This is a genomic window from Spirillospora sp. NPDC046719, from assembly GCF_040645715.1.
GTDB lineage: Bacteria > Actinomycetota > Actinomycetes > Streptosporangiales > Streptosporangiaceae > Spirillospora.
Genome location: NZ_JBEYYT010000514.1, coordinates 1 through 5875, shown reverse-complemented (window position 1 = coordinate 5875; position 5875 = coordinate 1). Strand labels below are relative to the sequence as shown.

The following is a 5875-nucleotide window of genomic DNA, read 5'->3' as shown; positions in this document are numbered from 1 at the left end:
TGTATCTGGCGACGTGGGGTATCACCCGGGACAGGGCCGAGGTCACGACCTCGGGGGCGGGCGCCACGTCGGGGACGACGACGCGCAGGGCCAGCCAGCCGTTGATCGCCTGCACCGTCGGCTTGGCCTCCACGAGCTGCGGGTCGTCGACGCCGTACCAGGCGGCGACCTTCGACCAGCGCCACAGCCGGTGGCCCGCCGTGGAGATCTCGGACGCGGGGAACCCGGTGGCGCCGCGGGCGCCGGTGATCGCGTGCCGGACCGAGTCCGCGGACTTGCCGACGCGGTCGGCGATGTCGCGGATCGTCAGCAGCGGGTCGGCCTCCACCTGCAGCACGTGCAGGCCCTCCGCGCTGGCCTCGACGTGCTCGACCACCTCCATGATGGCGGCGGCGAGGGTCGCGCCCTGCCAGGCGCACGAGGCGTTGCCCGGACGGTCGGCGTGCTGCGGCTCGCTGATGATGGACACGGTGACGGCGCCGTGCGTCCGGTCGAACAGCGGGTCCAGCTCGTCCTCGTAGAGGGGACGGCTCAGGATCAGCGCGAAGTCATAGCTCGGCATGCTGACCCTCCTCCGACGTATCTCTCCTGAAAGGTACAACGCGCGAGCGAGGTATGCTTGACTCGGAAGCAGTCTCCGGACCCATATCATGCGTTGATTTCGCATTGGGCGGTTCGGTGCCGTAGACTGCTGTGCCGGTCCGTTGTCGGCCGCCTGTTCCCCTTGTTCTCGATGCGTCCGCGTCGTGGCACGGGCGCGGCCGTCCCCCTCGCGGGGTCTCGGGCCGGGTCCAATGAGCCGATCAGTGAAGCGCGGAGGACATGCCCAAGAAAGAAGGGGCCATCGAGATCGAGGGCACCGTCATCGAGTCCCTCCCGAACGCCATGTTCCGGGTGGAGCTCGACAACGGGCACAAGGTGCTCGCCCACATCAGCGGCAAGATGCGGATGCACTACATCCGGATCCTGCCGGACGACCGCGTCGTTGTGGAGCTGAGCCCCTACGACCTCACGCGCGGTCGGATCGTCTACCGCTACAAGTAATCCCACTGGGGTTGCCTTCCCCGTGCGTGGCGGCGCGGGGGTGACCCTTATCTCTAGGAGACCCAGTGAAGGTCAAGCCGAGCGTCAAGAAGATCTGCCAGAAGTGCCGCGTCATCCGCCGGCACGGCCGGGTCATGGTCATCTGCTCCGACCCGCGCCACAAGCAGCGCCAGGGCTGACCGGCACCAGCCGGACGGTTCACAACAGCAAGCGCATCGCAGCCTTCGCACAGGTCGCCGTACAGCTCGTACCGGGATCCCCGGTGATCGGGTTGTACGGCACCACTGTGTGAAGGGAGACCCTCGGACGACGGAGGCCGAGGCCGCCACCCGGGCAGGGTGTGTGCGGGGGCGATGCGTCCATACCTCCGCGAAATGAAGGGAACTGCCCAAGATGGCACGCCTCCTCGGCGTCGACCTCCCGCGCGAAAAGCGCCTCGAGGTCGCTCTCACCTACATCTTCGGCATCGGCCGGACCCGGGCCCTGGCGACCCTGGAGGGCACCGGCATCAGCGGTGACCTGCGGGTGCACCAGCTCGGCGACGACGAGCTGGTCAAGCTCCGCGACTGGATCGAGAAGAACTACCAGATCGAGGGCGACCTGCGCCGCGAGATCCAGGGGAACATCCGCCGGAAGATCGAGATCGGGTGCTACCAGGGCATCCGGCACCGCCGCGGTCTGCCCGTCCACGGCCAGCGCACCCAGACCAACGCGCGCACCCGCAAGGGCAAGAAGAAGACCGTGGCCGGCAAGAAGAAGGCCGGCAAGAAGTAGTCCGGAGTCGGTCCTCCGGATCGATGACCTCGAGAGTAGAGAGAGCAGATGCCTCCTAAGAGCCGTGTCGGCGCCAAGAAGGTGCGCCGCAAGGAGAAGAAGAACGTCGCTCACGGGCACGCCCACATCAAGAGCACGTTCAACAACACGATCGTCTCGATCACCGACCCCAACGGCAACGTGATCTCCTGGGCCTCCTCGGGCCACGTGGGCTTCAAGGGCTCGCGCAAGTCGACCCCGTTCGCCGCGCAGCAGGCCGCCGAGGCCGCCGCCCGGCGCGCGATGGAGCACGGCATGCGCAAGGTCGACGTCTTCGTCAAGGGCCCCGGCTCCGGTCGCGAGACCGCGATCCGCTCGCTCCAGGCCACCGGCCTGGAGGTGGGCTCCATCCAGGACGTCACGCCCGTTCCGCACAACGGCTGCCGGCCGCCCAAGCGCCGCCGCGTCTGAGGCCGTAGGGGAGATCACAGAACAATGGCTCGTTACACCGGTGCGGACTGCAAGCTCTGCCGCCGCGAGAAGATGAAGCTGTTCCTCAAGGGCAGCAAGTGCGAGGGCCCGAAGTGCCCGATCGAGATCCGTCCTTACCCGCCGGGTGAGCACGGCCGCGGTCGGCCCAAGGAGACCGAGTACCTGCTGCAGCTGCGCGAGAAGCAGAAGGCCAAGCGCATCTACGGCGTGCTGGAGCGGCAGTTCAGCAACTACTACGTCGAGGCGAACCGCCAGGGCGGCAAGACGGGTGAGAACCTGCTGCGCCTGCTCGAGCGCCGGCTCGACAACGTGGTCTACCGCGCGGGCTTCGCCAAGTCCCGCGACATGGCCCGCCAGCTCATCCGCCACGGCCACATCCGGGTCAACGGCAGGAAGGTCAACATCCCGTCCTTCCTGGTGAGCGAGGCCGACATCGTCGACGTCAAGAGCAAGTCGCTCGAGATGACGCCGTTCCAGGTCGCCAAGGCCGAGGTCGGCGAGCGCCAGGTCCCGGCGTGGCTCGGGATCGACGGCGAGAAGATGCGGATCCTCGTGCACGCGCTGCCCGTCCGTCAGCAGATCGACGCTCCCGTCCAGGAGCAGCTGATCGTCGAGCTCTACTCCAAGTAGGAGCTCCGCAACAAGCAGGACCCCGCGTTCCACCGGGATGCCGCGCTCCGCGTGGCATCCTGGTGGGACGGGGAACACTCCAGAACGCGGTCGTCAAATAGCGGGCACCGCGGGAAGAAGGCACCAACATGCTCATCGCTCAGCGTCCAACTCTCACCGAAGAGCAGGTCGACGAGTACCGGTCGCGGTTCACCATCGAGCCGCTGGAGCCGGGCTTCGGCTACACGATCGGCAACTCGCTCCGCCGTACGCTGCTCTCCTCGATCCCCGGTGCGGCCGTCACCAGCATCCGGATCGAGGGCGTGCTCCACGAGTTCTCCACCGTCCCCGGGGTCAAGGAGGATGTCACCGACATCATCCTGAACCTCAAGGAGCTGGTGGTCTCCTCCGAGCACGACGAGCCCGTGGTGATGTACCTGCGCAAGCAGGGCCCGGGCGAGGTCACCGCGGCCGACATCGCGCCGCCGGCGGGCGTCGAGGTCCACAACCCGGACCTGCACATCGCCACCCTGAACAACAAGGCCAAGCTGGAGATGGAGCTGACGGTCGAGCGCGGCCGCGGCTACGTCTCCGCCGCGCAGAACAAGCAGCCGGGCCAGGAGATCGGCCGGATCCCGATCGACTCCATCTACTCGCCCGTGCTGAAGGTCACCTACAAGGTCGAGGCGACCCGAGTCGAGCAGCGCACCGACTTCGACCGCCTGATCCTGGACGTGGAGACCAAGCAGGCGATGCTGCCGCGCGACGCGGTGGCCTCCGCCGGCAAGACCCTCGTCGAGCTGTTCGGGCTGGCCCGGGAGCTCAACGTCGAGGCCGAGGGCATCGACATGGGCCCGTCCCCGACGGACGCCGCGCTCGCCGCGGACCTGGCCCTGCCGATCGAGGAGCTGAACCTGACGGTCCGCTCCTACAACTGCCTCAAGCGCGAGGGCATCCACTCGGTGGGCGAGCTCGTGGCCCGCAGCGAGCAGGATCTCCTCGACATAAGGAATTTCGGCGCCAAGTCGATCGAAGAGGTCAAGCAGAAGCTCAACGACATGGGCCTGTCGCTGAAGGACTCCCCGCCCGGGTTCGACCCGAGCGCGGCGGCCGACAACTACGGCGACGACGACCAGAGCTACGCCGAGACCGAGCAGTACTAGAAACCCGATTCCGGACGGCCGGGGGCGACGTTCCCCGGCCGTTCCGGAACCAGCTGACACCGGTACCTGATACGGCCGGTGCAGGAAGGACGAGACATGCCGCAGCCCACCAAGGGCCCCCGCCTCGGCGGTAGCGCCGCGCACCAGAAGCTGATCCTGGCGAACCTGGCGACGGCGCTGTTCGAGCACGGCCGCATCACCACCACCGAGGCCAAGGCCCGGCGAGTGCGCCCGCTGGCGGAGAAGCTGATCACCAAGGCCAAGAAGGGCGACCTGCACAACCGTCGCCTGGTGGCCCGCACGATCCGCGACAAGGGCGTCGTGCACGAGCTCTTCACCGAGATCGCGCCGCGCTTCGAGAACCGCCCCGGCGGCTACACCCGCATCACCAAGATCGGGCCGCGCAAGGGCGACAACGCCCCCATGGCCGTGATCGAGCTGGTGCAGGAGCAGCTGTCGGCCGGCCCGGCGACCGCGCAGGCCGCCCCGGCGACCGAGGCCGCCCCGGCCGAGGCCCCCGCCGAGGAGACCGCCGCCGAGGAGACCGAGGCTCCGGCGACCGCCGAGGCCACCGGCGCCGACGAGGCGGAAGAGGGCAAGGACGAGAAGTAGCCCCCGGGCTACGGACCGCCGTCCTCCCGGTCCCCGCGTGCGCGGGGTTCGCGGGACGTCAAGAGTAGGCACGAGATGAACAGGCCCACCGTCGGTGTAAGACGGTGGGCCTGATCTTTGTCAGACTTGAGGGCATGGTCAGGTCAGGCGGCTGCGGACGGCGGGGGAGCGTGTCAATGGAAGACCCGATGAAACCACGGGCTCATCGGGGGGAACGGACGGGCAGTGGCGAAGGACAGTCCACCTGACATGACCGCACTGGTACGACTCCGCCTCGACATCGGATACGACGGGACGGACTTCGCGGGCTGGGCCCGGCAGCCGAACCAGCGCACCGTGCAAGGGGTGATCGAGGACGCCCTGGCGCGGATGCTGCGGCTGGATCCGCCGCCGATGCTGACCGTCGCGGGACGCACGGACGCGGGCGTGCACGCGCGCGCGCAGGTGGCGCATCTGGTGGTGCCGGTCGCCGCGTACTCGGCGATCAACGGGACGATGCCGCGCCGGCTGGCCGGGCTGCTGCCGCCGGACGTGCGGGTATGGCGGGTCTCGGTGGCCCCGGAGGGGTTCGACGCCCGGTTCTCGGCGCTCGCACGCCGGTACGTGTACCGGGTGTGCGACAACCCGGTGGGCGTCGAGCCGCTGCGCCGCCACGACGTGCTGTGGCATCCGCGTCCGCTGAATTTGGACCGTATGAACGAGGCCGCGCGGCTGCTGGTGGGGGAGAACGACTTCGCCGCGTACTGCCGCAAGCGGGAGGGCGCGACGACGATCCGGGAGCTGCTGCGCTACGAGTGGGCGCGCGACGACCGGGACCCGCATCTGGCGCTCGCGACGGTCGAGGCGGACGCGTTCTGCCATTCGATGGTCCGCGCGCTGGTGGGCGCCCTGCTGATGGTGGGGGACGGGCGGCGCGACGTGGAGTGGCCCGCCCAGGTGCTGGCGGCGCGCGTCCGGGACTCGGGCGTGAACGTGGCGCCGGCGCACGGCCTGTCGCTGGAGGAGATCCGCTACCCGGACGACGACAGCCTCGCCAAGCGGGCGCAGGAGACGCGCCGGGTCCGGACGCTGAACGCCGCTGCGGCGGCCGCGGAGCATGCCGCGAACGTGGCGGGCACGGCGGGCGCGGAGCAGCCTGGTAGCGCGTCCTAGCACGGCACCGCGTCCCAGCCCGGCACCGCGTCCTGGCACGGAACGTAAAA

General features: G+C 69.0%; 9 protein-coding genes. 8 read left to right on the top strand and 1 reads right to left on the bottom strand.

Features of this window, described 5'->3' with window-relative positions:
* Positions 1-562: hypothetical protein (locus tag ABZ914_RS44675; protein WP_500200779.1), on the bottom strand; the 562-nt coding region annotated here is incomplete at its 3' end.
* Positions 563-822: 260 nt separating this feature from the next.
* Between ABZ914_RS44675 and infA the strand changes: the two genes are divergently transcribed.
* The 8 genes from infA to truA all read left to right on the top strand — a co-directional run bounded on the left by infA (position 823) and on the right by truA (position 5825).
* Positions 823-1044, top strand: a complete 222-nt coding sequence (gene infA, locus ABZ914_RS44670; RefSeq protein WP_018657567.1) for a translation initiation factor IF-1 — start codon at positions 823-825, stop codon at positions 1042-1044.
* 65 nt (positions 1045-1109) lie between these two features.
* Entirely contained in the window at positions 1110-1223 is a 114-nt protein-coding gene (rpmJ, locus tag ABZ914_RS44665; RefSeq protein WP_018657566.1) for a 50S ribosomal protein L36, read from the top strand.
* Between the two features lie 214 nt (positions 1224-1437).
* Complete coding sequence (rpsM, locus tag ABZ914_RS44660; protein ID WP_190862646.1) at positions 1438-1818, top strand: 30S ribosomal protein S13; 381 nt, start codon at positions 1438-1440, stop codon at positions 1816-1818.
* 48 nt (positions 1819-1866) lie between these two features.
* Complete coding sequence (gene rpsK / locus ABZ914_RS44655) at positions 1867-2268, top strand: 30S ribosomal protein S11 (RefSeq protein ID WP_021596710.1); 402 nt, start codon at positions 1867-1869, stop codon at positions 2266-2268.
* Positions 2269-2292: 24 nt separating this feature from the next.
* A complete protein-coding gene (gene rpsD / locus ABZ914_RS44650) occupies positions 2293-2919 on the top strand; it encodes a 30S ribosomal protein S4 (protein WP_190862654.1) in 627 nt (208 codons plus the stop codon).
* 128 nt (positions 2920-3047) lie between these two features.
* Entirely contained in the window at positions 3048-4061 is a 1014-nt protein-coding gene (locus tag ABZ914_RS44645; protein ID WP_131741171.1) for a DNA-directed RNA polymerase subunit alpha, read from the top strand.
* A 96-nt stretch (positions 4062-4157) separates the two neighbouring features.
* On the top strand, positions 4158-4673 hold the full coding sequence (rplQ, locus tag ABZ914_RS44640; RefSeq protein WP_387021871.1) for a 50S ribosomal protein L17: 516 nt from the start codon (positions 4158-4160) through the stop codon (positions 4671-4673).
* Positions 4674-4922: 249 nt separating this feature from the next.
* Complete coding sequence (gene truA, locus ABZ914_RS44635; protein WP_500200778.1) at positions 4923-5825, top strand: tRNA pseudouridine(38-40) synthase TruA; 903 nt, start codon at positions 4923-4925, stop codon at positions 5823-5825.
* Positions 5826-5875: the final 50 nt, after the last annotated feature.